Consider the following 25,649-nt stretch of genomic DNA (forward strand, 5'->3'; position numbering starts at 1 on the left):
ACCTCGACCATGGTTGATCGACCACAAGGTGCCCAGGAGGCCCAGCTGCGCCTGGTCCGCCGCACCGCAGAGCTGGGCCTGAGCCTCTCCGACCCGGCGGCCCTGACGGACACCCCGACGATGGTGGGCCCCTCCCGCTCGGCGATCCCGCACACCCGCCCGACCAACAACTACCGCATCTACCGCTCCATGGATCTCACCTCCCACGCGTCGGTCACGGCGCAGAAGGTGTTCCTCGCCTGCGTGAGCGCCGCGGTCGTCGGCATCGCCCTGGGTTTCGACCGCCCCGACTGGGCCGTGGTCTCGGCGATGCTCATGCTGCAGTGGGGCCCCGACCGCACCGCCGGGCAGATCCGCGGCATCCACCGACTGATCGGCTCGCTGCTGGGCATCGGGCTCTTCGCCGTCTTCCACCTGCTGCAGTTCCACGGCTGGCAGCTGCTCGTCGCGCTGGCGGTGTGCCAGTTCTTCGCGGAGGTGTTTGCGGTGAAGAACTACGCGTTCTGTGTCATCGCCACCACCCCGCTGGCGCTGCTCATGGGCAACGCGGTGACAGACCCGCTCGGCGAGGTGGTTGTCTCCCGCACGGTGGAGGTGCTGCTCTCGGTGGTGTTCACCTCCCTCGCCCTGTGGCTGTGGCGGCCCGGCGCGGTGGCGCGCGAGCACTCCCGCCTGGTCGGCCGGGCGTTCGGCCAGATGGGCGCGGTCCTCGGCGGCCTGGCCACCGGCACCCCGGCGGAGTCGGCGAACACCCGTCGTGACCTGCAGTATGAGCTGCTCTCCGAGCGCCGGGCCATCCAGGCGCTGGCGGAGGCCGACCATGCCACCGCCGAGGCCCGCTGGGCCGATCACCTGCTGGTTCAGCGCACGGGGTATCACCTCATCGACTTCTGCAACGCCAACAATGACCGCGAGGTGTCCCTCGCCGAGTTGGCGGAGCTCGCGGATCACGTCCGGGTGGCGAAACAGCGCCGAGCCGACGACCCCTTGGCCGAGGCGAAGGTGTGGGCAACGAGGCGTCGATAAGCCATTGCAAACCGGGTAATCCCTGCGCACAGGAACTGTGACGTTGTCGCCATAAGTTGGGTATGCCCGGGAATTCATGAATAGTGGCCTAAGTATCACTTTCTATGAAAGGCCAGACTCTTGGCGGCACAGACCAATGCTTACCCCGACGATCTGCACCCGGGGCTCGTTCCCGGCATCAGCGTCGACCAACAGCGCAACCGATTCGGGCTGGACCGCGGTCTCTTCGTCGTCACGGCCCTGCTGATCGTCGCGTTCATCGCCTGGGGGCTGATTAGCCCGGCGTCCGTCGGCAACGTCGCCGGCACCGCATTCTCCTGGGCGATGGAGAACGCCGGGTGGCTGCTCAACATCGTCATGATCCTGGGCATCATCATCATGATCACCGTCGCGCTCTCGCGCTTCGGCAGCATCACCCTCGGCCCGGACGACGAGAAACCGGAGTTCTCGCGCTTCTCCTGGATCGCCATGATGTTCGGCGCCGGCATCGGTGTGGGCATCTTCTTCTTCGGCCCCTCCGAGCCGCTCAACCACTACCTCGTCCCGCCGCCGCACACCGCGCCGGCCGGTTCCGAGGAGGCCCTGCACCAGGCCATGGCCCAGTCACACTTCCACTGGGGCCTGGCCGCCTGGGGCCTGTATGCCCTGGTGGGCGCGGCCATCGCGTACTCCACCTACCGACGCGGGCGCGTCAGCCTGCTCAGCTCCGTGTTCCAGCCGCTGCTGGGGTCCAAGCCCAATGATCACGTGCTGGGCAAGATCATCGACGCGGTGGCGATCATCGCCACGCTCTTCGGCACCGCCGCCACCCTGGGCCTCTCGGCTGTGCAGATCGGTCAGGGTGTGCAGATCATCTCGGGCATCGGCCAGGTGGGCAACACCGTGCTGGTCGTCATCATCGCCATCCTCTCGGTCGGTTTCATCATCTCCGCGGTCTCGGGCGTGTCCCGCGGCATCCGGATCCTCTCCAACGTCAACATCTCGCTGACGATGCTGCTCATCCTCTTCGTCTTTGTCTTCGGCCCGACACTCTTCCTGCTCAACCTCATCCCCTCGGGCACCCTCGCGTACCTCGACGGCATGCTCGACATGATGGGCAAGTCCCTGTCCTGGGGTCCCGAGACCGTGGAGTTCCAGGCCGCCTGGACCGCGTTCTACTGGGCATGGTGGATCGCCTGGACCCCGTTCGTGGGCATGTTCATCGCACGTATCTCCCGCGGCCGTTCCATCCGTGAGTTCGTCGTCGCCACCATGGCCGTGCCCACCGGCATCCTCATCCTCGCCTTCACCGTCTTCGGTGGCACGGCGATCACCTTCAACCGCGACGGCGTCGAGGGTTTCGACGGCACCGCCACCGCCGAGCAGGTGCTCTTCGCGCTGTTCGACCAGCTGCCGCTCTCCCAGATCACCCCGTTCATCCTCATCGTCGTGCTGGCGATCTTCTTCATCACCTCCGCCGACTCCGCCTCGACGGTGATGGGCACGATGAGCTCGAAGGGTGATCCCAACCCCAACAAACTCGTCGTGGTGTTCTGGGGCCTGTGCATGGCGGGCATCGCCATTGTCATGCTGCTCGCCGGCGGCGAGGACGCACTCTCGGGTCTGCAGAACCTCACCATCCTCATCGCCCTGCCATTCTGCGTGGTGCTGCTGGCCATGATGGTGGCCTTCATCAAGGACCTCTCCACCGACCCCGTGGCCATCCGCCGCTCGTACGCCCGCACCGCTATCGACAACGCCGTCGTCCGCGGCCTGGAGGAGCACGGCGACGACTTCGAGCTCGCCGTCGCGCAGGCTCCCGAGGGTCGTGGCGCTGGCGCGGACTACGACTCCACCGCCTCGGAGGTCACCGACTGGTACCGCCGCACCGACGAGCACGGCAACGTCGTCGGTTACGACTACAACACGGACACCTGGTCCGACGGCTGGAGCGACCCGGCCGCCGACAAGTCCTAGCTCCCCCTTTGCCCGCCCCGCTACTGGGGCGGGCATTGTCATGCCAGAAGGTTCCCACGCGTGTCGACGCCTCTCCCCAGCCTCCTGCCCGGCACACCCCCTAACGTGCCTAGGCATGACCCGTTTTCTCACCACCGCCGCGCTCGCGTTCGCGGTCTGTTTTCTCCTGTTCCTCCTGCTCTCCGGTGTCGCCGACCTCCGCATGCTCACCGCCATGACGGTCCTGGCACCCCTCGGCGTCGCGCTGACCACCAGCATGCGGCGTTCCTTTCGTGGGCTTCTCGACGACGCCCACCTCGCCTCCGCAACGCTGACCACCTCGTCCGTGTTCGCCATGACCGCGGCGCTGTTCCAGAGCTCCGGGCGATTCAACCTCGCCGCCGCACTCCTCGCACTCACCGCAGGGGCGCTGGCCGGAGCTGTCCTGCACCGCTCACTACTGGTGGAGCGGCCCGCCGGGATGGTTCCCGCGGCCGTGTTGGGCGGGGTGCTCGGCGGGGCGACGCTCATTGCGGTGGGCGGGCAGACGATCGTCGGATTCGCTGCCGCTCTCACGCTGCTGGCCGCCGCGTCGGTCACCGTCAGTGCGGCACGGGGTGAGGAACCGGTGGAGCCTGCCCCTGAGCGCGAACTCGTGTCAGCTCGGTGAGTCTGTTCGCCGGAAGTTCACCCGCAGGGCACCGCGATGACTGGTACAGACCGTAAATTCAGCTGGGTACAGACTGTCAACACCGGAATCGAGTTCACACCCATGTCCCGCATCGCCCGCGCCCTCCCCCTCGGCGTAGCCCTCATCACCGCCGCCACCTTGGCCACCCCGATCGCCTCCGCCGCCCCTGCGGGAGTGGTGATCAACGAGGTCAGCCCGGACCAGGAGTGGGTGGAGATCGCCAACCCCGGCACCAGCGACGTGGACGTCTCCGGCTGGACGCTCATCGACGACAAGGCCGACCGCACCCCCGTGAAACTGGCGGCCAACACGATTCTCCGGCCGGGCGAGCGGCTTCAGATCTATGTCGAGGGTGCCACCGTCACCCCGGACGGTTCCAAAGGTTTCGGACTGGGCAAGGCGGACGAGATCACGCTCTCTGACACCTCTGCCACCAAGGTCGATTCCTACAAGTGGACGGAAAACCCCGGCACGACCAGCTACGGCCGGGTCCCCGACTTCACCGGAGACTTTGTTGTCACTGCCGCTGCCACGCCCGGTGCACCCAACGGCGAGGCGGCTCCCCCGCCGGAGGATCCCACCTACGTCGACTCCCCCGTGGTGATCAACGAGGTCGAGTCCAACGGCGACGCGGTCGGCGACTGGGTGGAACTGGCCAACACTGACACCATCAACTCGATCGATATCAGCGGCTGGACCATCACGGACAACGATGCCGCCCGCACCCCGCTCACCATTCCTGCGGGCACGTCGATCGAGTCCGGCGGGTACGCCTCCTTCTACACCGACAAAGTCGAGGGCGGCTTCGGCCTCGGCGGCAACGACTCTGTCATCGTCCGCAACGCCGACGGTGCCATCGTCGCGGAGACCACCTGGGACGGCCACGCGCTGACCTCCTGGGGCCGCGTCCCCGACAAGACGGGCGACTTCGCCGTCACCGGCGCACCCACCCGCAACGCCCCCAACACCGCGTCGGGCACCGTCGACCCGGTCGCCGACAAGCCCTGGCCCTACGACCCCCAGGAGATCACCAACCTCGCTCTCGGGTCTGACTTCAACACCGACGACATGTCCGGCATCGACGTCGATTCCCATGGCCGCGCGTGGATCGTCAACAACGGCAACGGCACCCTGCACGCCCTCGACTATGACCAGGCCACCAAGACCTGGGAGACCTCCGGCAAGTGGACCCTGGCCTACCCGGGCGGCGAGGCCGGAGCTCCCGACGCCGAGGGCATCACCATCGGCGAGGACGGCGCTCTCTACGTCGCCACCGAGCGCAGCGGCGCCGCCAACAGCATCTCCCGCCCGTCCGTCCTGCGCTTCGAACTGCCCAAGTCCGGGGACACCACGCTGACCGCCACGCACGAATGGAACCTGGCCGAAACCATCGGCGCAGTGTCCGCCAACGGCGGGCTCGAGGCCGTCGAGTACGTCGGCGGCGGGGTCTACGCCGTCGGCGTCGAGGCGACGGGCAACGTGCACTTTGTCACCCTCAAGCGCGACGGCTCCCACGCGCTGGTGCAGACGCTGGCCTCCGGCTTCCCGGGCGTGATGGCCCTGGACTTCGCCGGCAACAAGCTGCGCATCCTCTGCGACGAGGCCTGCGAGGGTGCCTCCGTCATCGCCGAGAAGACCGGTGGCACCTGGGCAGTGACCTCGGAAAAGCAGGCCCGCCCCGCGGGAATGGGCAACTTCGCCAACGAGGGATTCGCCTCCTTCACCAGCGACGGCATGACCCAGTTCCTCTGGGCCGACGACGCCAACACCGAGGGCACCTCGGTGCGCTACGCCGAGACCACCAAGGCACCCACGGAGGACAACGGCCTCTCCTCCGGTTCCAGCTTCGGCCCGTTCGCCGCACTGGTCGCCGCGGTCGGTGCCGTCGCCGCCCTCGCGTTCTTCGGACTCAACGCCGCCGGGCTGCTGCCGGCCGACCTGAACGCGATGATCGAGCAGGCCCGCGCAATGCTGAGCTAGTAAGGCAGAGAAAAACCCGCTTCCGGCCAGTGCCGAAAGCGGGCTTTTTCTTATCCCTCGTCCGTGGACAGCGCCGCGACGAAGGCCTCCTGCGGGACCTCCACCGAACCGATGTTCTTCATGCGCTTCTTACCGGCCTTCTGCTTCTCCAGCAGCTTGCGCTTACGGGAGACGTCGCCGCCGTAGCACTTGGCCAGCACGTCCTTGCGCAGGGCGCGAATGTTCTCGCGTGCGATGATCTTCGCGCCGACCGCCGCCTGAATGGGCACCTCGAACTGCTGGCGCGGGATGAGTTCGCGCAGCTTCTTGGTCATCTTCAGGCCGTAGTAGCGCGCGTCATCGGCGTGCACGATGGCGCTGAAGGCGTCGACGGGTTCGCCCTGGAGCAGAATGTCCACCTTGACCAGGTCGGCCTCCTGCTCGCCGGCCTCCTCGTAGTTCAGCGAGGCGTAGCCCCTGGTGCGGGACTTGAGCATGTCAAAGAAGTCGAAGATGATCTCGCCCAGCGGCATGACGTAGCGCAGCTCGACGCGGTCCTCGGAGAGGTAGTCCATGTTCTTCATCTCACCGCGCTTGGACTGGCACAGCTCCATGGTCTGTCCGACGAACTCGGACGGCACGATGACGGTCATGTTGACGATCGGCTCGAAAACCGCCTCGTTCTTGCCCTCCGGCCACTCGGAGGGGTTGTGCACGTGTTTCTCCTGCCCGGACTCGTGCACCACCCGGTAGGAGACGCTCGGCGCGGTGGAGATGAGGTCGAGGTCGAACTCGCGCTCGAGGCGGTCGCGGGTGATCTCCATGTGCAGCAGACCGAGGAATCCGCAGCGGAAGCCGAAACCGAGGGCCACGGATGTTTCCGGCTCCCAGGTGAGCGAGGCGTCGTTAAGCTGCAGTTTTTCCAGTGCCTCGCGCAGCGCGGGAAAGTCGCCCTGGGAGATGGGGAACAACCCCGAGTAGACCATGGGGTTGGGGTCCGCGTAACCGGTCAGGGGCTCGGTCGCGCCCTTGTTCGCCCAGGTGATGGTGTCGCCGACCTTGGTCTCGCGCACGTCCTTCACGCCGGTGATGATGTAGCCGACCTCGCCCGGGCCGAGGCCCTTGGTGGGCAGGGGCTTGGGCGAGACGACGCCGATCTCGAGGATCTCGTGCGTCGCGCCGGAGGCCATGAGTTCGATCTTCTGGCGCGGTCGGAGGGTGCCGTCCATCATGCGGATGTAGGTGACCACGCCGCGGAAGGTGTCGTAGACGGAGTCGAAGACCAGGGCGCGGGCGGGCCCGTCCAGTTCGTATTCCGTGGTGGGGGCCGGGACGAGCTCGCAGACGCGGTCCAGCAGCGCGGGGACTCCCTCGCCGGTCTTGCCGGAGACACGCAGAACGTCCTCGGGCTCGCAGCCGATGATGTAGGCGATCTCCTCGGCGTACTTGTCCGGGTCAGCCGCCGGGAGGTCGATCTTGTTGAGGACCGGGATGATCTCCAGGTTCTTGTCCATGGCCAGGTAGAGGTTCGCCAGGGTCTGTGCCTCGATGCCCTGGGCGGCGTCGACAAGCAGGATCGCACCCTCGCAGGCCTCCAGTGCGCGGGAGACCTCGTAGGTGAAGTCGACGTGGCCGGGGGTGTCGATCATCTGGAGGACGATCTCCTCCCCCTCATGCCGGCCGGAGCGCGGGACCCACGGCAGGCGCACATTCTGCGCCTTGATGGTGATGCCACGCTCGCGCTCGATGTCCATGTTGTCGAGGTACTGGTCGCGCATGTCCCGCTCCGCGACGACCGCGGAGAGTCCGAGAATGCGGTCGGCGAGGGTGGACTTGCCGTGGTCGATGTGCGCGATGATGCAGAAGTTCCGGATCTGGGAGAGATCCGTGAACGTCTTCTCCGCGAAGTTGTTTTTCATGTAAGCGCGCCCCTCATATGTACGTAACCTGGGCCAGTCTACAAGGGCCGTCCCGGCGGGCTCACCCGGGGACGGCGAGGAAAAGGTTGCGGAATTACTTTCCGGAAACTTCGGTTCGTGGGTTGATCACACTCCGGTGGCTCACTAGTGTCTACACCAGTGCGTAGGGTGGCGAAACTCGTCGGCACCCGGCATTCACACCACCTAGGCAGACGGAACCCACCACATGTTTTTCAGCGGGCTGAAGGCACATGAAAAGGCCGGCGACCCGGAGCAGGATCTCTCCCGCTCCCAGCGCCCACGCCGTAGATTCTTCCTGGGTGGACGTTCTCGGGGCTCCCGGGGCTCCACGGACCATCCGAAGGACACGCTCAAGACGCTGCGCGATCGGCTGGGTCTCACGGAGATCGGGCCGGCCGAGGACAGCGCCGAGGACCACGAATCCGCCCCCATCATGGCGTTTCCCGCCGACGAGAAGGCCCGCGCCCTCGCCTACGCGCCGGACATCGACGGCCAGGTCGAGGCCGGCGAGATCGCCTGGCTGTGGGTGCCCGCGTACGGCCCGGACAAACCTCCGGCCGAGCGTGCGATGGTCGTTGTCGGCCGGGCCAACCGCGAGGATGTCCTCGGCCTGCTCATCTCCCCCGAACAGTGCCACGACGAGGAGCACAACTGGCTGGCCATCGGCCCGGGCGGCTGGAACCCGTCGGGAGAGACCTGCTGGGTCCGGGTGGACAAGGTGATCCAGGTGCCCGAACACTCCGTCCGCCGCCAGGGTGTCCTCCTCCCCGAGGCGCGCTTCGACCGCATCGCCCGCGTCCTGCGCTCCCGCTTCGGCTGGGTATAGCTTTTTGATCCCCGGCCCCGCGGCTGCTAACGTTTAGCAGGTTGTTCACCGCACGAGCCGAGCATCTGTCGGGACGGGCAGGACCTTGGGCTCGTTTATCAGCACAGATGCCTGCATTTCGGTCGTGCGGTGAGTCGCAAAAGCAATTCATTCGACTATCAAGAGGTAATTCAGATGGCAAACATCAAGCAGCAGAAGAAGCGCGTTCTCACCAACGAGAAGGCCCGTCAGCGCAACCAGGCAGTCCGCTCCGCGGTCCGCACCGAGATCCGCAAGTTCCGTGCCGCCGTTGAAGCTGGCGACAAGGAAAAGGCTGCCGAGCAGCTGCGCGTCGCGTCCCGTTCGCTGGACAAGTCCGTTTCCAAGGGCGTGCTCCACCGCAACAACGCGGCCAACAAGAAGTCCAACATGGCTTCCGCGCTCAACAAGATGGGTAAGGAAGAGGCCTAAAGCTTCTTTCCCGCTTATCGACGCCCCCCGGCGCACCTTTTTGCGAAGGTGCACCGGGGGTTTGTTGTTGGGTGGTGCATGTTCACTCCCGCATCACCCGTAAGAGGGTGACGCGGGGAAAGTTCCCCATTGGCGGTGGCAACCGACCGTCCAGGGTTTAGGCTGTTGACGTTCGCACAGCATTGTTAGCCCGCCAAAACCCCGGAATTTCCCAGGAGACCACGCCATGACCAACCCCTTTGACGCCGCCCAGACCCCGGATTCGAACCTCGAACCGACCTCGGGCAGCTCACCCTACGGCGCGCAGCAGTCGTACCAGTACCAGCAGCCGCAGCAGTTCCAGTCCACGCCGAACGTGCCGGCGCAGTACAACTACGCTCAGGGCACGGGCTACAACCCGAACCAGGTGGCCGGTACCGCACCGAAGTCCAAGGTCATCGCTGCTCTGCTGGCATGGTTCCTGGGAACGATCGGCGTGCACAACTTCTACCTGGGCAACAACGGCCGCGGTGGGCTTCAGCTGGGCCTCACCGTTCTCGGCTGGGCGACGTCCTGGATCTTCGGCCTCGGGCTGATTCTTGTCGCCGCCGTCGGCATCTGGGCCTTCGTGGAGTTCATCATGATTCTCATCGGCAGCGGAAAGTTCACCACTGATTCCCGCGGTGTGCCGCTGGACTAGGTTCCGCACAGTCGATGCCGGTGCCCCTTCTCTCCGAAGGGGCACCGGCTTTTTCCTGCTCCAGGCTCGGCCCTACCCCACCAGCCCCAGCACGCCGCGGCCCACGAGGACGCATCCGGCGAGGATGAAGAAGGCGCCGGCCAGGACGTCGATAAGCCAGCCGGCGCGAAGAAGCCTGGTCCGGACGGTGTTGGTGGACACGAGCATCGCCATGGCGCTGAAGAGCACGAGTGAACTGGCGGACAGGGCGAGGATCACCACCACCGCCGTGAGCGGCGACGGGTCCGCGGGCAGCGCGGGCGCGATCAGGGCGGCGAGGAAGAGCACGATTTTCGGGTTCGCCAGGTTGGTGGCCAGTCCCTTGCGGAACGACTGACCGAGTGTCCCTAGTCGGGACACGGATTCCGCCATGTCGGCGGGCGGGTTGCTGCGGTCGCGCAGCCCGCCGCGCACCATGTTCTGGCCCATCCAGACCAGCCAGGCGCCGCCGACGATCTGGACCACGTCGATCATCTGCGGGAAGGCCGTGAGCAGGGCCGTCGCTCCGAGTACGGTGATGCTCACCCACATGAGCACGCCGACATGGATGCCCAGGATCGTCGCCAGGGCGTGGCGGCGCGACCGGGTGGCCTGGCGGGTGATGAGGATGACGTCGGGGCCGGGCGAGGCGGCCCCCACAAGGTTGAGAAGTACGAGCGCTCCGAGTGCGGCCGGGGTCACTCCGCTTCACCGAGGCGGCCGAGCAGGTCCTCTCGTCCGAACATGCGGGCGCTGTCCACGGCGGTGGGGTGGCCGGCGCGGGGGTCGGCACCGGCGTCGATGAGCACGTCGACGACCTCGTCCTCCTTCTTGAAGATCGCCCCGGCCAGCGGCGACTGCCCCCGCTCGTTGAGTGCGTCGGGGTCGGCGCCCACCTCGATGAGGCCCTTGACCAGATTGGCGTGGCCGGAATAAGCGGCGAGCATGAGGAAGGTGTTGCCCTCCATGTTCCGCAGGTTCGCGTCCACGCCCTGGCGGATGTACTCCACCAGGTCGACGTTGCCGCTGCGGGCCATCTCGAACAGGCGGATGACCAGTTCCTGGACGTCGTCGGGCAGGGGTTCCTGGGTGGTGTCAGACATGTTGGCCAGTTTATCCTGCCAGCTCCGAGATCCTCCGCACGGCATTCTCCACGGCGAAATCGGCGTCGCCACCAGCACCTTTGGCGCGGGCGTCGAGATCCGCGACGATGATCACCGCCTCGCTGACGTTGTCCCCGCTCCAGCGCCGGGCCACCGACATGGTCTTCTCCACCACGAAGGGGTGCATGCCCAGGGTGCCGGCCAGCTGCTTCGCGTTGGCACCCCGGGTGGTGTACAGCCGGGCGATCGCGCCGACCTTGGAGCCGAGCGCCGCGGCGAGCGCCACCGGGCTGGCCCCGAGCTGCAGCGCGCGACGGGTCGAGGCCAGCGCCTGCGCCGTCTTGCCCGCCACGGCAAGGTCGGCGATGTCGAAACCATTGACCTCGGCGACCCCCGCGTAATAGGTGCGCACGTCTGCCTCGGTGACGTCGCCGCCGGTGTCGGCCACGAGCTGCGAGACCGCGGACGCCAGCTCGCGCAGGTCCGAACCCACTCCCTCGAGCAGTGCGTGGACGACGTCGGGCGTGGGCCGCACCCCGTGGGAGCGGAACTCCGCCATCGCCCAGCCGGGCAGGTCCTTGCGGGCGATCTTGTCCACCCTGTGCACCACGCAGGCCTTCTCGAACTTCTTCACCAGCGCCTTGTTTCGCCCTCCCCCGGTGTGCTGGATGAGCATGTAGATCCCCGGCGCGGGGTCGACCGCGGTCTGCAACAGGAGCTCGGTGGGTTCCTTTCCGGCCAGGTCGGTGCCGGTGAACACAAGGATCCGGTCCTCCGCGAACAGCGAGGGGCTGGTGAGGTCGATGATCTCCGATGTGGTGATCTCCCCCGCGCGCACGAGCGTGACCTCGGCGTGCGGACCGATCTGCTCAATGAGCTGCCGGCGCACCCGTTCCGCGAGGAACTGCTCCTCGCCGAGGATGAGGTGGACCTGTTCGACTGCCATGGGTGTCATAGTAGCCACCTAAAATCTCCCGTCCGCAGCGTGCTGCGTGCCGTCGCGGTGCAGGGTGACCGGGCCGTCGCGGTTGGGGTACAACACGGGCACGCCGTCGCGGGTCACGGTGGGCCGGTCGGCGGGCTCGCCGCGTGCGTCCTCCACGATGATGAGCTGCGTCCCCGCCGGTACTGCGCCCACGTCCTCCTCGCCGGCCACGGTGGCGGTGTGCAGCTCACCCGGGTCGATGGTCGGTGAACTTATCGACGGCCACGCCAACCACACCGCGCCCAACGCCACGCACCCGGTTGTCAGCAGCACCCGCCGGCTGACCAGCCCGGCGATCACCCAGCCGTAGACCAGCAGCACGGTCGCCGGCGCCGCCGCGACGCTCACCAGCGGCAGGGCGGCGCACACCCGCGCCACGGTGTGTATCCACCAGGTCAGTGGGGTGATCAGCCACAGCACCGGTACCTCCCACGGCCCCGGAACGAGCGAGAGCACGGTGGCGAGGAGCCCGAGCACCGTCACCGGAGCGGCCGCGGGCGCGACCAGGACGTTGGCCAGCACGGACACCAGGGACACCTCCCCGGTCATGAGCGCGATGATCGGCATGGTCACCGCGTCCGCCGCGATGGCCACCGCCAGCGCGCGGGCCAGGACGGGTGGCAGGCCCGCGGGCATGAGGGGGCGGGCGATCACCGGCATGAGTGCGACAATCCCTGCCGTCGCGGCCACGGACAGGGCGAACCCGAAATCCACGGCCAGGCCTGGGTCCACGACAAGCAGCACCAGCACCGCCACCGACAACGCGTGCACGGGCTGCATCCTGCTGGAGGCGATGACGGCCACCAGTCCCACCACCCCGGTCACCGCCGCCCGGAGAATGGACGGCTCCGTCCCCACCAGACAGACGTAGGCGAGGAGTGCCCCGACGGCCGCCGCGACCTGGACCCGCGGCCCCAGGCTCAGCGCCCGGCAGAGCAGCAACGCCGTCGTGGTTACCACGGCGACGTTGGCCCCGCTCACTGCCGAGAGATGGGACAGGCCCGTCTGCAGGTAGAGATCCGTGCTCATGTCGCTCTGCAGCGAGGTGTCCCCCAGCGTCATTCCCGGGATCAGACCGCGGTGTTCCCCGGGGACATGGGCAGACACGGACTCGGCGAACGCCCGCCGGACCGCCCCGGCGAATGCGGCCACACCGGCCGGTTCCCCCACGGGGGTCACCTCGCCGTTGGCGACGAGCAGTCCGAGCCCCGGCCGTCCCGAGGGGCTCAGCCCCGCCGCGACCGTGACCGGGGTGCCGGAACCCAGCTCAAGGGCTTCGGGATCCTCGGTAAACACCGGCAGAAGGCCGGGATAGCCCGCGACGCGGACCTCGAGGAGGACCGACCCGGAGCTGGTCACGGACGGGGCGCCCGTGACGGCCGCCGGGAACTCGGGCGGGGCGGAGAACGCCTCCGCCACCCGTCGGCGCACGTCGCCGGCCCCGACCACGAGCAGGCCCACCGACCCCGTGAACAGCGCCTGGCCGTGCTCGCGCAGCAGCAGAATGAGCACGGACACGGCCAGAATCACCGCATACGCCGGAAACGATTCGCGTGTCAGCAGCAGAGCAATGAGTGCTCCCCAGCACGTCAGCGCCGCGGGGAGCAGACGCAGTTCGCTCACCCGGGTACACCCCCGGGGAAGGCGTCAGATCTCGCGCGGCTCCCCGGGCCTGTGCTGCTCCTCCTGCAGGCGCTGGTCGCGCTCCCACTTTTCACTGCTGCTCGATCCGGCAGTGGCCATGCCCGCGCCGAGGGTCGGCGGGGTGGTGATCCGCCCGGAGGAGGCGGCCCAGACAAGGTCGAGGATGAGCGCGATGCCCACGACGATGAGGATGACGGCGATAACCAGGGACAGGGTCGAGTCCTGCAGTCCGACGAGCACCACACCGATGATGAGCAGGGTGAAACCGAGAATGCTCTCGATGATCAGTCGGAACCACATATTCGACATGGGCGGCGCTCCTAGTGTGCATGTGAAAATACCTTTTTATTCACCCTACAGCGTCACGTGATCTTTGATGGCCTCGAACTTGGCGGGGCCGATCCCGGAGACATCCATGAGCTGCTCGATCGAGGTGAACCCCCCGTTCTGCTCCCGGAACTCGATGATCGCCGCCGCCGTCGCCTCCCCCACCCCGTCGAGGGTGCTCAGACCCGCAGCGTCGGCGGAATTCAGCGACACCATGCCGCCCGCCGCCGCTCCAGCCGAACCAGCCGAACCAGCCGGTGGCGCCGGTGCCGCGCCTACGGCCGGGACGACGATCTGCTGCCCGTCCACCAGCAGCTGCGCCTGGTTGAGCGCGGCCGGGTCCGCGCCCTCGAGCAACCCGCCTGCGGCGATGATCGCATCGGCCACCCGCGCGCCCGGCTCGAGGGTGACCAGCCCCTGGACCACGACGGCCCCCACCACGGAGACGACGATGGTGCCCCCGGAAGTGGCGGCTTCCGGCGCCACCGCAGCGGGTGCGGAGGCTGCGGGAGCGGAGGGAGCCAACGCACCGTCACCCGTGCGGAAGAGCAGGTGGGACAGCATCAGGCCGACGATCACCGCCAGCACACCCGCGGCGATGATCGCCGTCCGGGTGCCGATGGCTATGCGCGGCGGCTGGTCGGGAAAGGAGATGTCGAGGCGGGTTTCTTCACCGGTGGGACGGACGAACTCACCGAGGCGACTGGCCACACTGTTGCTCATGGCTCACAAGCTAGAACCCCGGCGTCGCCACCGCAGACCCCCCTGTGGACAACTACTCCGCAGCGTCCGTTTCCGCGGATTCATCCACAGGCGCCTGCGCGAACACGGCCGAGACCCCGACGGCGCCGACACCGGTGTGCACGGCCAGGACCTCGGACATCGTGGTGGAGAGGAAGCTGGAACCCTCCGGCAGGACGTCCTCGAGCAGCTCCTGGAGGTCACTCGCCGCGTCCGCTGCCTCGTTATGCTGGATGGCCACAAAACACGCCTCTCCCCGGGCGCTCTCCGCGACGAGCTCCACCAGCTTGGTGAAGGCCTTGGTCTGCGTGCGGGTCTTTCCCACCAGCTCGAGCTTGCCGCCCACAATCTGCATGAGGGGTTTGGTGGCCAGGGTCGCGGCCGAGAGCATCGCGGTACCGGCGGACATCCTTCCGGATCGCCGCACCCCGTCGATGCGGTGCAGATACACCCAGGTGGCGGAGCGTTCCAGCGTATCGACGGCCGTGGCCAGGCATTCGTCGTGATCCGCCCCGCTGTTCGCCCGCGTCGCCGCCGCCATCGCCGCCGCGCCGATGGCCATGCCGGCCGTTCCGGTCTCCACGACCTGCACGGTGTCGTCGAAGACCGCCGCCGCGGCCTCCGCCGCCGAGTGGGTGGAGGAGAGAGCGCTGGAGAGGTGCAGCGCCACGACGCCGTCGTCCCCACCCCGCTCGAGCTGCCGCGCGTAGGCGGCCACCAGTTCCAGCGTCGAGAGGCCGGACGTGCTAGTCTCCACCCCGTCCTTGACCTCTTTGCTCATGACATGGAGGTCGAGCACGGTGATGTCCAGCTCGTCGACGATCTCCTGCGGCAGGCCGGAGGAGGAGTCGGTGACAATTCTGACGGCCATCTAGAGTTCCACCACTCCCAGGTTCCACCCGTCCAGGTACCACTGCGCATCCACGGGTGCGCCGGGGTCGAACCGGGCTGCCGCGGTCTCGAAGCGGGGATCGTCTAGCGCGTCAGCGGAACCCGGGGTGTAGGTCGGGCGGGCCGTGAGCACGGCGAAATGTGTGTTATTCAGCGTGCTGAGCATGGGATACATGTCCGGGGAGAACCCGAGCAGCGAACCGGTGAGGGCGGAGATGGTGCCGCCGTGGGCGACGACCAGGACCGTCGAGCCCTCCCATTCCGGGAAGGAGGTCATGAGTTCGTCGATGACCGGGCGGGCGCGTCGCGCGACGTCGATGCGTGATTCTCCGCCGGGCGGTGCCCACTGGGCGTCGTGACGCCAGGCTGCGCGCGCACCGGGGAACTGCTCGTCCACCTCGGTGTGTCCGAGGTCCTGCCACTGCCCCAGGTCGGTCTCGCGCAGGCGGGCATCGATCTGCAGGTCGACGCCGATGAGGTCCGCCACCACGCCGGCGGTGTCGGCGGCGCGGGAGAGGTCGGAGGAGACGATCCGGGAGATGCCGGCGGCCCGGAGGCAGTCAGCCACCTGGCGGGCACCCTCCCAGCCCTGCTCGGAGAGACTGGTGTCCAGGTGGCCCTGCATGCGGCGCGTGGCATTGTGGATCGTCTGGCCGTGGCGCAGCATGATGAGTCGACGGGACATCGGTCTTCTACCTCGCGGGAGTTCTAGTACTCGTCGTCGTCCTCGACTGGACCGTCGCCGGCCAGCGGGATCTCGTCGATGGATCCCACGGTGCGGGTGTTGACGTCATCCGAGAAGTCGCTCGACCGGGTGAAGGAGTCCACACCCTCGATGGTGATGAGCGGGGTGTCGGCGTAGAGGCGGTCGAGGCCGTAGAACTCGCGCTCCTGGGCCCGCTGCACGTGGACGATGAACTGACCGTAGTCGAGCAGCACCCAGCGGTTCTCCCGGTGACCCTCGCGTCGCAGCGGCTCAAGGCCGGCCGCGGTGAGCTGATCCTCAACTTCTTCCACGATGGAGCCGACCTGGCGGTCGTTGGAGGCGGAGACGACGACAAAGACATCGGAAATGCCCATGACGTCGGAGACGTCGTAACAGGCGATGGATTCGCCCTTTTTCTCATCGGCGGCGCGGGCGGCGATCGCGGCGAAGTTGCGGGCGGAGTCAGAGGCGGTCAATGAAGTGAGGTCCTTACTGTCTTCCATGACGGGGAGTTGCTGAGCAGAAAACTCTCCCCAGTCTTGCACGAAACCCAGGTTATTTCCTAGTTGTCCGGGATCGTCGGCGGCGCGTAGAGGCTGTTTTTGGCGATGTACTGAACCACCCCGTCGGGAACGAGGTACCACACCGGCAGACCGGACATGGCCCGCTCGCGGCAGTCGGTGGAGGAAATGGCCATCGCGGGGACGTCGATGAGTTCCACCAGCTTCTGCTTCTCCGGCGGGAGCATGTCCTCGCTGAGGGTGTATCCGGGCCGCGTGACACCCACGAACGTCGCCTCGTCGAACATCGCCTCCCACTCGTGCCAGGAGAGGATCGACCCCAGGGCGTCGGCGCCGGTGATGAAGAAGAATTCGGCGTCCGGATGAAGCGCACGCAGGTCCCGCAGCGTATCGACGGTGTACGTCGGGCCATCCCGGTCAATGTCCACCCGGCTGACCTCGAAGCGTGGGTTGGACGCCGTGGCGATCACGGTCATGAGATAGCGGTGCTCGGCGGGGCTGACCTCTTTCTCGGACTTCTGCCAGGGCTGCCCGGTGGGCACAAAGATCACCCGGTCGAGCGCGAAGCGGTGGGCGACCTCACTCGCCGCCACCAGGTGGCCATGGTGGATCGGGTCGAAGGTTCCACCCATGATGCCGATGCGTGCGCGCGTGCTCATGCGCTGGGAGTCTACCCGGCCGGCCGTCCCCGCACCGCGCTCTACTAGTACCGGACCTCGTCCACCCAGGAGCCGAAGGCGTCGACGACCTGGTTGTCCCAGGGGCTCGGCGCGAGGAAGTACCGGCCGTGGTTGCCGCCGTTGCCCTGCGATTCGCGCAGCGTCTGCTCGGAGGTGTCACACACGCCGTCCTGGGGCAGGCAGTAGTTCACGCGGTGGTCGGTGGCGGCCACGGAGACGGAGTTGACGGGCAGCGAACCGATCATTCCGCCGGCCCCTCCCCCGGCGACGCCGACGGTGGACCAGTCACCGGCGCGGGTCATGGGGTTGCCCAGGTAGATCACTCCGGCGAGCTGACCGCGGCGGGCCAGCTCACGCTCGTGCTCGGCGACGACCATCGCGCCCTGCGAGTAACCGGTGAGCACGTACTGCGGGGCGCAGCCGGTGCGGTTCTGGTAGTCGTCGATGCCGCGCATGACCCCGTCGCGCCCGGCCGTGACGGACTCGGTGAACTGACCGGCGGCGGCGAGAGTGACGTTGACGGCAGGGATCGCCAGGTCCGCGGCGAGGCGGGCCCGGGCGAGGGTGCCGTCCGGGATAGGCACGTTGGGATCGGGAAGCGCGGGATAGGCCGCCGGGTAGTACGAGGGGTCGAGGCCGATGACGTCGACGTCCTTCATCAGCGAAGCGCCGCCGTGGGTGGCGGCGTAGCGGCTCTCGGCGGTGCGCAGCATGGCGCGCATGGTCTCGCCTTCCCATCCGTTGCTGGTCCGGGGCCCACCGGAGTAGCTGGTGGGGGCCACCTGGGTCTGGCCGGAGCCGCGGGCGGCGACGACCGCGACAGCCGGGCAGCTGTCCTGGGCGGCGGCTACGGGTGTCGCGATGGTGGCGGGAGCGACGGCGGCGGTGACAGCGGCGGCGAGGGAGGCGAACAGGGCGGGAAGCGAGCGGGTCACGGCGGGCTCTTTCGGGGAGGTGACAAACGACCGGGGGGCAGGAAAACCTGGGTAATCCTAACCCCCCGCCGCCGATCCCGCTGGCTAACTGTCTTCGCTGCTCACCCACCCGGCGAACGTGTCCGCGACCAGGCCCGCGGACGGGTCCTCCGCGTCCTCGGCGTAGTACTCGGGGTGCGTCCCGCCCGTCGCGCCAAACTGGCCCGCAACGGTGTCCGGGGAGAGGTCGCAGACGATGTCCCGGGGCAGGCAGTAGTTGATTCTCCGGTCCACTCCGGACTCCCGTGGCCAGCGATCACCCAGCGCCGTGGCCATTCCGCCGCTGCTCACCCGCTTACCCACGATGCTCGGATCGCCCGGCCGCAGCAGCGGATTACCCATGTAGATCACGCCGCGCAGCCTCCCCTGCTCCGCAAGCTGCTTCTCGACGGCCGTGAGCACCATTGCGCCCTGTGAGTATCCGATGAGCACGTAATCGGGGGCGCAGCCGGTGGCCTCCTCCCAGGCCTGGAGGTACCCCGGCGTGCCCGACACGCCCCGGCGCAGCGAATCGTCGAAGGCAGTGGCCGCCGTCGAACTGATCTCCACCGGCGAGCGGGACGACAGCACCGAGCTGGCGCGCTGCGCGAAGACCGCGGCGTCCACGTCCTCCCCGTCCTGGATCAGTTCGGGCAGGGGCATCGCCGCCGGGTAGACGGAGTTGTCCAGGCCGATGACCGGGACGTTGGTCATGAGCTGCTCCCCGGTGCGCCCGAGGTGGCGGGCGGAGGCCGCGGTGATGAGGCCGGAGATGTTCTCCGCCTCGTAACCGTTGGATTCCCAGCGTGACTCCGGCGCGTAGCGCATGGGGGTGAGCTCGTCGTTCTGCTCGCTGCCCCGGGCGGCGACCACGGCGACCTCGGGGCAGGCTTCCGTCTCCACAGCCGCTGCCGCAGTGCGCGGAACCACCAGTGAAGAAAAGACCATTAAGCCAGTCAGCAGGACTGCGCGATTACTCATTCTCGTGACATTAATGTGCGGTTTCCTGACACGGTCAGTGAAACCCGTGGAATTCAGCTGATATTCGTTTTCTGAGGTGCTGCCGGGGGGACTGCTCCCCGATAGTCGAGAATTCAGGGCCGGGCTGAGGCACAGTATCCGTACAAAGACCTTTTGCGGACAGAGAAATGAACACCCCCGGTGCTGGACCAGGTCAGGCGACGTTCGCGCGCGAGCACTTTCTTACCCGGGGGATCGTTAATCTGTAATCGATCAGCCTCGGCGCCGATGACGCTGTCACCATACATCCGAGTCCGCAACCATGACCGGCTCAATTTCAGAGACGGAAAAGGAGTAGAAATGGCAAGGACCACGACGTTCTCGCAGGCCACCGACTACCGGAAACGGGGCGAGGATCTACCGTATCGCGCGCCTCGTCATGCCGACCCGGCCGCTCAGGAACACGTGCCTCAGTGGCGTGCAGGCATGTTCTCCATCGCCCATCCCTTGCCGACGGGTTTCGAGTTCAAATCGTTTGACCTCGAGGACTCCCCCTGGATCCTTGGCCGCTACCGCGGGCTCAAGAGTTTTACACCCACTCCGTCAGCGGACAGACAGGACCCGGCGGTATTTACCCACTACACCGAGGCCAAGGCCTGGTTTGGTGCGAGCCTCATCAACGCGGTCCAGGCGAACTCGGTGGACCCCTACCGGGACGGCGGTGTAGCGTCGCGCCACCTCAAGAAACTGATCGCGGACAACACCACCGAATCGAAACCCGATTCGCTCCTCCCGGGAGGAGCGATCTGCCGACGACTTCTGGCGGACGATCCCGATCGCCCCCTGCATTATCATGCGACCCGGGAAAGCATCCTTCAGTTCATCACCGAGCACGGGGAGGAAACCCGGACTTACCTGGACAATTCTGACTTCTCCGACGCTTCTCTTCTGACGGGGGCGAACTACACCTATCTCGATTACCTTCTGCGCTACAGCCGCGAGGGACTGAAGCAGGGGGCCACTTGCGCGGAGATGCTTGAGTGGTTCGGAACCTATGCGCTCACCTCCGGTTCGTGGCTCGGCAAGTCCTCCGCCAACGATTCCGCTCTGCTTCAACTTCAGGCGATCGAATACGTCCAGTTCCCGCACCACGAGACCGCGGCAACCACTGGCAGCAAGGACTACGACCACTACCTTGTTTTCCATGTTGTCGCGGAGAACTGCGATGACCTGCAGCTGGAGGCCATCTCTCGCGCTCTGGATCGCCCCAGGTCGAGCCCGGGTGCCACCGCGGTCAAGGAATTCGACTGGCACGGCACGCCTACGGCCTCCCCGCGCGCAGGGAGGCTGGGGAACTTCCAGCTCCTCAAGAACATCACCTGCATCGCCGAGTATCTGCTCAACTCGGACGATCTGGCCGGTGCCACACAGACCTTCTTCATGAACGACGGCGGTTACCTCGTACCCGCGGGAAAACCGGCCCCGACTCCGGAGGATTCCGATTCCGGCAGGAAGCAGATTGACCGGGTCCAACGTCATCGAAGCGTGGTCGCGATCCCCAATCGTCCCATCGCCTCCAACCCCCAGCTGTGGCCCGATGCTGCTCACGAATCGGACTCGTGGACCAGGGAAGCATCCTGGGCCTGGCAGCTGGCCACCGGAGCGGATCAGTACCACGACAGAATCCCCTCGCAGTCCCGCCTGAGCTCAGAGTCGGAATCCGTGGACGACATCGAGGACTGGCATATCGCCACCGTCGATTCCGGGGTCGCGGCGGTCCGGACCAACACCTACTACACCGGAAACCCGAAGATCACCCTGCTGGCCTCGACCAGATTCGTCGACATTCTCCTACTGAACATGCGCACGTTCACCGCCCTCAGTGCCCTCAGCGCCATGCTGAACCAGAAGCAGGAGTTGAGCGCCATCACCCTCGGTTCCTCGAAGGCCCTGTCGGAACGTCTCACCGACCTCAACGAGGCCCAGATCGAGTTCGCGGAAATCCGGAACGTGCTGTGGACCGAGACCATCCCGCGGAGGTCGACCGGCACGGCGATTCTCCACGGGCTGCGCGACACCAGTGGAGTTCGCCGCATGTACGAGGACGTATCCGACGACCTCAATCTTCGCTCCGACATCTACAGCAGCATCTACCAGCAGATCACCGCAAAGGAGCGGGAGCAGCAGCAGGACGTCGATAAGGCACGCCAGGAGGCCAAGGACGAGGCCAGGAACACCCAGAACCTGCTCCTGGGTGCCATCGGTGTCGTGGTCGGTGCTCCCTCCATCGTGGAGATGGCCGGGGTCGAGCCGGGCCTGACCGGTCTCCTGTGGACGATCGGCATCGCACTGGCGCTGGCCGGTGCTTTCTTCCTGTGGCTGCGCTGGTCGGCTGCCCGGCACTCCACCGAGGGAGTTAGGCCCGAGTCTGCCCCGTACCCTCCAGAATCCACTTCGTAGAGGTCAGCTCCGGCAGCGCCATCGGCCCGCGGGCGTGGAGCTTCTGCGTGGAGATGCCGATCTCCGCGCCCATGCCGTACATCTCCCCGTCGGTGAAGGCGGTGGACGCGTTGATCATCACGGCCGCGGCGTCGACACGGTCAGCGAAGGTGCGGGCGGTGTACGCGTTGAGCGTGGCGATCGCCTCGGTGTGTCCCGTGCTCCACAGCCTGATGTGCTCGGTGGCTCCGTCGACGCCGTCGACGATCTTGGCGGCGATGTCGAAGGAGAGGTACTCCTCGCCCCAGTCCGTGTCGTCGGCGGCCACGATGTCCTCCGCGCCGATGGACGCGAGCTCGTCGACATCGCCGTGCACCGTGACCCCGGCGGCCTGCAGAGCAGCGATGATGCGGAGTTTCTCGGGATCGGGCAGCGAGGCGTCGATAAGCACCGTCTCCGTGGCGTTGCACACCGAGCAGCGGCGGGTTTTGCCGTTGATGACCATGTCGATGGCCGAGTCGACGTCCGCATACGCGTCGACGTAGAAGTGGCAGTTTCCCGTACCCGTCTCGATCGCGGGGACGGTCGCGCCGGTGACCACGGCCTCGATGAGCCGCGCGCTGCCGCGGGGAATGACCACGTCGACCAGGCCGCGGGCGGTGATGAGGTCCTGCACCGAATCGTGGGTCTCGCAGGGCAGGAGCTGGACGATCTCCCGCGGCAGACCGTGCGCCGCACAGACATCCTGAAGTATCTCCACCAGCGTCGTGTTGGATTCACGCGCGGACTTGGAACCCCTCAACAGCGCGACGTTGCCGGACTTCAGTGCCAGCCCGAACGCGTCGACGGTGACGTTGGGGCGGGCCTCGTAGACCATGCCCATGACGCCGAGGGGAACACGGACCTGACGCATGAGGATGCCGTTGTCCATGCGTCGACCCTGGATGATCTCCCCCACCGGATCATCGAGGCTGCCCACCTGGCGCAGCCCGTCGGCGATGCCGTCGATGCGGGCCTCGTCCAGACGCAGGCGGTCGATGAAGGATTCCGCCATGCCCGCGTCGCGGCCGGTGGCGATGTCCCTGGCGTTCGCAGCCAGGATCTCCTCGCGCCGCTCGATGAGGGTTTCTGCGGCAGCGCGCAGCAGGGTGTTCTTCTCCGGCGTGGGCAGGGCCGCCAGGATCGGGGCGACCTCCTTCGCGGCATGTGCCTTGGCCAGGACCTCGTCGCGCTCGGACTGGGGATGATCGTTCATGGGCCCATACTAACGTGCCCCGCGACGCGGAAAACCCACCGTGGGGAGTTCCCCTCGGTGGGTCTGAGCGTGGGGCTGTTAGCTGGCGCGGACGCTGAACTCCGCAAGATCGCTGCGGTCCTGGCCATCGAGGTCGATCTCCCAGTTGAGCATCCCGTCGTCCTCCTCGAGGCTGACCTCGTCGATGACACCCTCGGGGTGGCGCTCGAGGGCGTCGGTGATGGCGTCGTCGATGGTGACGGTGGCCTTCTGGGCCTCGAGGACATCGTCGCCGTCGTTCTCGCGCTCCTCCTCGGTGATGGCGCCGTCGGCGTTGACCACCAGGTCGAGCACGTCCTCGCCCACGACCACGTCGACATCGAAGGTCTCGTCGTTGTCGTCGCGGTCGATCGCGGTGATGATGCCGTCGGCGTACTCGGCCTTCACTGCGGAGATCGCGGCGAATGCCGGGTCAAGCTCGCCCTCGCGCACGGCCGAGCTGGTCTCGGAGGCGGCGGAGGATGCCGAGGCCTCGGACGCGGAGCTCGTGGCGGAGCTGACGGCGGAACCGGCGGAATCCGTGGCGCTGGCGGCCGCGCTGGTGGCGGAGCCTGCGGCATCGTTGGCGGTGTCGGCGGCGTCCGAGCAGGCTGCGAGGGCGAACGCGGTAGAGACCGCGACGGTGGTGGCGAGAATGCTTCTACGGATGGTCATGATTGTCCTCCTGTATTAGTTGACGCTTCCCTGTCCACCATAGGCAAACTTTCGGTGACCGTGGGGTAACCGAAAGGTGTCTGAGAGATTTCCGGGGCGTCAGTAACCCGCCTCGACGTCGACCTCGGTGGGCATCGTCTCGCCCCGCTCAAACGCCGCGGCGTTGGCGATGACCTGCTCCCCGATGAGCATGCGCGCCACCTCCGCCGGGGCGGCGATGTGCGGGGAGATGAGCACGTTGTCCATGGCCCACAGCGGGTGGCCCTCGGGAAGCGGCTCGGGATCGGTGACGTCCATGGCGGCGCCGGCGATCTGGGCGTCGTTAAGCGCCTGCACCAGGTCGTCCGTGTCCACCAGGGCCCCGCGCCCGACGTTGACCAGCAGGGCGCTGTCTTTCATCAACCGGAACTTCTCCGCGTCGACGAGCCCGCGGGTCTGATCCGTCAGCGGCATGGAGAGCACCACAATGTCGGTGCGGCCCCACACGTCACCGGCGGAGTCGAGCGCGAATGTCTCGTCGGCTCCCGCCACCTCGTGGCCCGAGCGGTTGACCGCGATGGTGCGCACGCCGAAGGGGCGCAGCATCTCGATGAGCTCGCGGGCGATGCCGCCGGCGCCGAACAGGGCCACCGTCTTATCCCGGAAGAGCCACTGCTGGGTGGCCTCCACCTTCTCCTTGTGGGCGAAGGAACCGGCAAGGGCGGTGGCCTTGAAATGGTGGAACTGCGCGATGATGAGCCCCAGCGCCACCTCCGCTACCGGCCGGGCGTAGACGCCGGCGGCGTTGGCCCAGCGCACCGAGGGGGTCATCACTCCCCGCGCGATGAGGTGATCCACCCCGGCAAAGGGCCACTGGATGAATCGAATGCCCTCGGGGAGCGGGTCGGGGAAGTCGCGGGGCCGGCCGTTGAAGATGAGGAAGTCAGCGTCCGCGGGATCCGGAACGTGGGTGTGGCCCGCCTCCTCGACCTCGGCGATGACCTCGTCCCAGCGTTCGGGGTGCATGGTGAATTTCATGCGGGCCAGGCTACCCGCGCTTACCCGTGCGACACCTCACACGCGGGAGGCGTAGTTGGACAGGTAGTCCGCGTGGATGACCGCGCGTCGCTGCTCCACGGGCAGGTCGGCGGTGTTCCTGCCGATCATTCCGGCCAGTACATCCGCGTCGTAGCCGACCTCGCCGCGGCCGATCGCCTCGCCGTTCGGACCGATCACCTCGACGATGTCGCCACGGTGGAATTCGCCGTCGATACCCGTGATTCCCACGGGCAGCAGTGACGTTCCGCCGCGGGTGACCGCCCGCATGGCGCCTGGATCGATGCGCAGCACGCCTTCGGCGTCGGCGGCGTAGAGGGCCCAGAACTTCCAGGCGCTGAGCCGCTTGTCTGGGCGGGGGTGGAACACCGTGCCCACGTCGTCACCGGCGAGCGCCGGGGCGATGTTGTCGGCGCTGGTGAGCAGGACCGGCACTCCCCCGCGGGCGGCCAGGCGCGCGGCCGAGACCTTCGCCGCCATGCCGCCGGTGCCGAGCGGGCCACCGTCGCCCGCCAGGACCCCCTCCAGATCCTTGCCGGAGCGGACCTCGGAGAGGAAGCGGGCCCCGGGGTCGGAGGGATTGCGGTCGAAGAGCCCGTCCACGTCGGAGAGCAGCACCAGCGCGTCGGCGCCGATGAGGTGGGCCACGAGCGCGGCCAGGCGGTCGTTGTCACCGAAGCGCATCTCGCTGGTGGCCACGGTGTCGTTTTCGTTGATGATGGGGATGACCCGAAGTTGGCGGAGCCGATCGATGGTGCGCTGGGCGTTGCGCGCCCGGTCACGGTCGCCGGTGTCCCCCGCGGTGAGCAGGATCAGTGCGACGGTGCGCTCGAACCGCTCAAAGGAGTCCGACCAGTTGGATGCGAGCTGCACCTGCCCGACCGCGGCCGCCGCCTGTTTGGTGGCCAGGTCTTTGGGCCGGGTGACCATCTTCAGCGGCTTGCGCCCGGTGGCGATGGCGCCGGAGGACACCACCACCACGTCGGAACCCGCGGCCATCCTGGCCTCGAGCGCCTCGACATAACGGTCCATCCGCACGCGGTCGACCCCGCCCGAGGATCTGGTGAGCGAGGAGGATCCGAACTTGACCACGATCTTCTTCGCACCGGCGATCTCGGACCGCAGCTCAGCCTCGCTGCGGTAGAGCGGCGTATCGACGCCCTCCCCACGCTCCTGTCCAGTCACGACCGAG

General features: G+C 67.2%; 25 protein-coding genes. 8 read left to right on the forward strand and 17 right to left on the reverse strand.

Annotated elements, in window-relative coordinates:
* The first annotated feature begins 9 nt into the window (after positions 1 to 9).
* The 4 genes from CDOO_RS10075 (at position 10) to CDOO_RS10090 (ending at position 5,632) form a co-directional block, all read left to right on the forward strand.
* The gene (locus CDOO_RS10075; protein ID WP_018020696.1) at positions 10 to 1,026 is read left to right on the forward strand and encodes an FUSC family protein; all 1,017 of its coding nucleotides are present in this window, start codon (positions 10 to 12) and stop codon (positions 1,024 to 1,026) included.
* 120 nt (positions 1,027 to 1,146) lie between these two features.
* The gene (locus tag CDOO_RS10080; protein WP_018020695.1) at positions 1,147 to 2,982 is read left to right on the forward strand and encodes a BCCT family transporter; all 1,836 of its coding nucleotides are present in this window, start codon (positions 1,147 to 1,149) and stop codon (positions 2,980 to 2,982) included.
* A gap of 115 nt (positions 2,983 to 3,097) precedes the next feature.
* Complete coding sequence (locus CDOO_RS10085) at positions 3,098 to 3,631, forward strand: hypothetical protein (RefSeq protein ID WP_018020694.1); 534 nt, start codon at positions 3,098 to 3,100, stop codon at positions 3,629 to 3,631.
* Between the two features lie 102 nt (positions 3,632 to 3,733).
* A complete protein-coding gene (locus CDOO_RS10090; protein WP_018020693.1) occupies positions 3,734 to 5,632 on the forward strand; it encodes a lamin tail domain-containing protein in 1,899 nt (632 codons plus the stop codon).
* Positions 5,633 to 5,682: 50 nt separating this feature from the next.
* Here the strand turns inward: CDOO_RS10090 and lepA are convergent, their stop codons facing one another.
* The gene (lepA, locus tag CDOO_RS10095) at positions 5,683 to 7,530 is read right to left on the reverse strand and encodes a translation elongation factor 4 (RefSeq protein ID WP_018020692.1); all 1,848 of its coding nucleotides are present in this window, start codon (positions 7,528 to 7,530) and stop codon (positions 5,683 to 5,685) included.
* A 226-nt stretch (positions 7,531 to 7,756) separates the two neighbouring features.
* On the opposite strand from lepA, the gene CDOO_RS10100 reads away from it, so the two are divergent.
* From CDOO_RS10100 to CDOO_RS10110, 3 genes are all read left to right on the forward strand, one after another.
* Positions 7,757 to 8,377: a type II toxin-antitoxin system PemK/MazF family toxin gene (locus tag CDOO_RS10100; RefSeq protein WP_018020691.1), complete on the forward strand. Its 621-nt coding sequence runs from the start codon at positions 7,757 to 7,759 to the stop codon at positions 8,375 to 8,377.
* Positions 8,378 to 8,551: 174 nt separating this feature from the next.
* Positions 8,552 to 8,827 carry a 30S ribosomal protein S20 gene (rpsT, locus tag CDOO_RS10105; protein ID WP_018020690.1) on the forward strand — a complete coding sequence of 92 codons (276 nt, stop codon included), beginning with the start codon at positions 8,552 to 8,554 and terminating at the stop codon, positions 8,825 to 8,827.
* Positions 8,828 to 9,053: 226 nt separating this feature from the next.
* The gene (locus tag CDOO_RS10110) at positions 9,054 to 9,506 is read left to right on the forward strand and encodes a TM2 domain-containing protein (RefSeq protein WP_018020689.1); all 453 of its coding nucleotides are present in this window, start codon (positions 9,054 to 9,056) and stop codon (positions 9,504 to 9,506) included.
* A 72-nt stretch (positions 9,507 to 9,578) separates the two neighbouring features.
* Here CDOO_RS10110 and CDOO_RS10115 read toward each other — a convergent pair whose 3' ends face one another.
* From CDOO_RS10115 to CDOO_RS10170, 12 genes are all read right to left on the reverse strand, one after another.
* Positions 9,579 to 10,226 (reverse strand): LysE family translocator, encoded by a 648-nt coding sequence (locus CDOO_RS10115; RefSeq protein WP_018020688.1) that lies wholly within the window; start codon positions 10,224 to 10,226, stop codon positions 9,579 to 9,581.
* Positions 10,223 to 10,627 carry an ankyrin repeat domain-containing protein gene (locus tag CDOO_RS10120; RefSeq protein WP_018020687.1) on the reverse strand — a complete coding sequence of 135 codons (405 nt, stop codon included), beginning with the start codon at positions 10,625 to 10,627 and terminating at the stop codon, positions 10,223 to 10,225. Before CDOO_RS10120 ends, CDOO_RS10115 begins: the two co-directional genes overlap by 4 nt.
* 10 nt (positions 10,628 to 10,637) lie before the next feature.
* Positions 10,638 to 11,573 (reverse strand): DNA polymerase III subunit delta, encoded by a 936-nt coding sequence (gene holA, locus CDOO_RS10125; protein WP_018020686.1) that lies wholly within the window; start codon positions 11,571 to 11,573, stop codon positions 10,638 to 10,640.
* Between the two features lie 18 nt (positions 11,574 to 11,591).
* A complete protein-coding gene (locus tag CDOO_RS10130; protein ID WP_018020685.1) occupies positions 11,592 to 13,235 on the reverse strand; it encodes a ComEC/Rec2 family competence protein in 1,644 nt (547 codons plus the stop codon).
* A 24-nt stretch (positions 13,236 to 13,259) separates the two neighbouring features.
* The gene (locus CDOO_RS10135) at positions 13,260 to 13,565 is read right to left on the reverse strand and encodes a hypothetical protein (RefSeq protein WP_018020684.1); all 306 of its coding nucleotides are present in this window, start codon (positions 13,563 to 13,565) and stop codon (positions 13,260 to 13,262) included.
* Between the two features lie 45 nt (positions 13,566 to 13,610).
* Positions 13,611 to 14,306 carry a ComEA family DNA-binding protein gene (locus CDOO_RS10140; RefSeq protein ID WP_018020683.1) on the reverse strand — a complete coding sequence of 232 codons (696 nt, stop codon included), beginning with the start codon at positions 14,304 to 14,306 and terminating at the stop codon, positions 13,611 to 13,613.
* Positions 14,307 to 14,358: 52 nt separating this feature from the next.
* Complete coding sequence (locus tag CDOO_RS10145) at positions 14,359 to 15,195, reverse strand: DegV family protein (protein ID WP_018020682.1); 837 nt, start codon at positions 15,193 to 15,195, stop codon at positions 14,359 to 14,361.
* Positions 15,196 to 15,900: a histidine phosphatase family protein gene (locus CDOO_RS10150; protein WP_018020681.1), complete on the reverse strand. Its 705-nt coding sequence runs from the start codon at positions 15,898 to 15,900 to the stop codon at positions 15,196 to 15,198.
* 23 nt (positions 15,901 to 15,923) lie between these two features.
* Positions 15,924 to 16,397 carry a ribosome silencing factor gene (rsfS, locus tag CDOO_RS10155; RefSeq protein ID WP_018020680.1) on the reverse strand — a complete coding sequence of 158 codons (474 nt, stop codon included), beginning with the start codon at positions 16,395 to 16,397 and terminating at the stop codon, positions 15,924 to 15,926.
* 86 nt (positions 16,398 to 16,483) lie between these two features.
* Complete coding sequence (gene nadD / locus CDOO_RS10160; RefSeq protein WP_018020679.1) at positions 16,484 to 17,101, reverse strand: nicotinate-nucleotide adenylyltransferase; 618 nt, start codon at positions 17,099 to 17,101, stop codon at positions 16,484 to 16,486.
* Positions 17,102 to 17,145: 44 nt separating this feature from the next.
* The gene (locus CDOO_RS10165; RefSeq protein WP_018020678.1) at positions 17,146 to 18,057 is read right to left on the reverse strand and encodes a cutinase family protein; all 912 of its coding nucleotides are present in this window, start codon (positions 18,055 to 18,057) and stop codon (positions 17,146 to 17,148) included.
* Positions 18,058 to 18,141: 84 nt separating this feature from the next.
* Positions 18,142 to 19,056 (reverse strand): alpha/beta hydrolase family protein, encoded by a 915-nt coding sequence (locus CDOO_RS10170; protein WP_155861250.1) that lies wholly within the window; start codon positions 19,054 to 19,056, stop codon positions 18,142 to 18,144.
* A gap of 339 nt (positions 19,057 to 19,395) precedes the next feature.
* On the opposite strand from CDOO_RS10170, the gene CDOO_RS10175 reads away from it, so the two are divergent.
* Positions 19,396 to 21,495, forward strand: coding sequence for a hypothetical protein (locus CDOO_RS10175; RefSeq protein WP_155861249.1), 2,100 nt, complete (start codon positions 19,396 to 19,398; stop codon positions 21,493 to 21,495).
* On the opposite strand, the gene CDOO_RS10180 is transcribed toward CDOO_RS10175, so the two are convergent.
* From CDOO_RS10180 to proB, 4 genes are all read right to left on the reverse strand, one after another.
* Positions 21,452 to 22,729, reverse strand: a complete 1,278-nt coding sequence (locus tag CDOO_RS10180; RefSeq protein WP_018020675.1) for a glutamate-5-semialdehyde dehydrogenase — start codon at positions 22,727 to 22,729, stop codon at positions 21,452 to 21,454. The two genes, CDOO_RS10175 and CDOO_RS10180, sit on opposite strands and share 44 nt — an antisense overlap.
* Positions 22,730 to 22,807: 78 nt before the next feature.
* Positions 22,808 to 23,422: a PepSY domain-containing protein gene (locus CDOO_RS10185; protein WP_018020674.1), complete on the reverse strand. Its 615-nt coding sequence runs from the start codon at positions 23,420 to 23,422 to the stop codon at positions 22,808 to 22,810.
* 99 nt (positions 23,423 to 23,521) lie between these two features.
* Entirely contained in the window at positions 23,522 to 24,439 is a 918-nt protein-coding gene (locus tag CDOO_RS10190; protein WP_018020673.1) for a D-isomer specific 2-hydroxyacid dehydrogenase family protein, read from the reverse strand.
* A gap of 36 nt (positions 24,440 to 24,475) precedes the next feature.
* Positions 24,476 to 25,642: a glutamate 5-kinase gene (gene proB, locus CDOO_RS10195; RefSeq protein WP_018020672.1), complete on the reverse strand. Its 1,167-nt coding sequence runs from the start codon at positions 25,640 to 25,642 to the stop codon at positions 24,476 to 24,478.
* Positions 25,643 to 25,649 lie beyond the last annotated feature (7 nt).

Origin of the sequence: Corynebacterium doosanense CAU 212 = DSM 45436 (assembly GCF_000767055.1) — a bacterium.
GTDB classification, from domain to species: Bacteria; Actinomycetota; Actinomycetes; order Mycobacteriales; family Mycobacteriaceae; genus Corynebacterium; species Corynebacterium doosanense.